Raw genomic sequence first — 1560 nt, 5'->3', positions numbered from 1 at the left:
TACGGTCTGGCGCCCAGAAAAGCCCCGGCGTCAGTCCTTGTGCAGTTCCAGTTTTGTGACGCCCTGCCCCTCATCGGTCGAGTCCACGCTGAAGCCCCGGTTGCGGGCCGCGCGGCTGACGTTTTCGCGGCTTGCGTCGTTGTCGACGAGTACGCTGAAGGGACCGTTGCCGGTTTTGGCGGCATTGAGAAAAAGAAGCACCGGCTGCGGGCAGGAAAGACCGCGGGTATCTATAAGTACAGACATTACGCGCCTCGCTTGCAGTTATAAAATCCTATGCACAGGCAAATTCCAAGACCAGCCAGGGTGGCGGCCATGCCGTGAGGACCGATGCCGGCGGGGCTTGAGGCCATGCCGAAGTTGTGGGCCATGGCTGTACCGACGATGAGGCCCATGACAAAGACAGAGGCGTCGTTGTCGCCTTCGCCCGCCATAAAGAGCTGCCGTCCGGGGCAACCGCCGGCAAGGGCAAAGGCAAGGCCCGCCGTAACCATGCCCATAAAGTTCCACAGGTCATTGGGCTGTGAGACGGGCTGGTTTTCAAATCCCCAGTGGAAGGAACCGAAGCTGATATTCATGACCAGAGCCGCCGCGAACATGGCAATAAAGCCCAGGGCCAGAAACCACTGGTTGAACAGGATGACGTCGCGCAGGGCGCCCATGGTGCAGAAGCGGCTGCGTTGGGCCAGAAAGCCTACAGCCAGTCCGGCGCACAGGGAAAAGATGAACGGCGCGTGTTGTGAGCCGGGCCCCTTGACGGAGTAGAAAAGCACGCCGCTTTTAAGTTCGCCCATTATCTGCGGATCGGCAAGGTACAGGGCCACAAGGGCGATCATGAGCGCGGGCAGCAGAAGCCCAGAGATTTTCCCCTGGCCCTGGCTGCGGCCCAGGGAAAAGCCCATGCGAAAAAAGACCGTGCCTATGCCAACGCCCACGATGAGGCCCGCCAGGCCGAAAAGGGCATGAGCGTCGCCGCCGGCCAGACGCAGAATGACGCGCCAGGGGCAGCCCAGAAAAACCAGTGCGCCTATGCCCGCAATGGCGCCGAGAAAAAAGCGGATGATCGGCGCGGATCCGCCGCGCGGCTTGTACTCGCCAAAAAGCATGGCCGCCGCAAAAGCGCCCAGCGCCATGCCCATTATTTCCGGGCGCAGATACTGCACAAGGTCAGCCCTGTGCAGGCCCACGGCCCCGGCAATGTCGCGGTTAAAGCAGACGACGCATATGCCCATATTGCCCGGATTGCCCGCCTGTTGCAGCAATACGGCCAATACGCCGAAAATAAGGCCGACCACGATGATGCCCGTGGTGGTGGAAAGAATGTTGAAGCCCTGTTTCATGGCTTTCCTCCTGTTTGCGGGCGTACGCCCGTTGCGTAGACGGCCAGTATGGCCGCTTTACGCGGACGGAGGATTACCGTTTTGTCAGGGTTGTCGCGCCATGCCCCCAAGGCTCAGAACGCGCCGCCGCCCGCATATACTCCACACCGTGAAGCCTGTGGGCTTGCGTCAGGTCTTGCGCTTGGGCATGTGCGCTCCTTGCTGTTGCGCCGCGCGGGCC

The 1560-nt window shown here is 61.3% G+C and carries 2 protein-coding genes; both read right to left on the bottom strand.

What is annotated here, in order from left to right:
* Positions 1–30 precede the first annotated feature (30 nt).
* Positions 31–246 (bottom strand): sulfurtransferase TusA family protein, encoded by a 216-nt coding sequence (locus V6C07_RS01585; RefSeq protein ID WP_333534643.1) that lies wholly within the window; start codon positions 244–246, stop codon positions 31–33.
* A complete protein-coding gene (gene yedE / locus V6C07_RS01580; RefSeq protein ID WP_333534642.1) occupies positions 246–1340 on the bottom strand; it encodes a YedE family putative selenium transporter in 1095 nt (364 codons plus the stop codon). The genes V6C07_RS01585 and yedE overlap by 1 nt, the downstream gene beginning before the upstream one ends.
* Positions 1341–1560: the final 220 nt, after the last annotated feature.

It is taken from the genome of Desulfovibrio sp. 1214_IL3152, from assembly GCF_036763055.1.
GTDB lineage: Bacteria > Desulfobacterota > Desulfovibrionia > Desulfovibrionales > Desulfovibrionaceae > Desulfovibrio.
The sequence above is the reverse complement of the archived record's forward strand: the minus strand, read 5'-3'. Positions and strand labels throughout refer to the sequence as shown.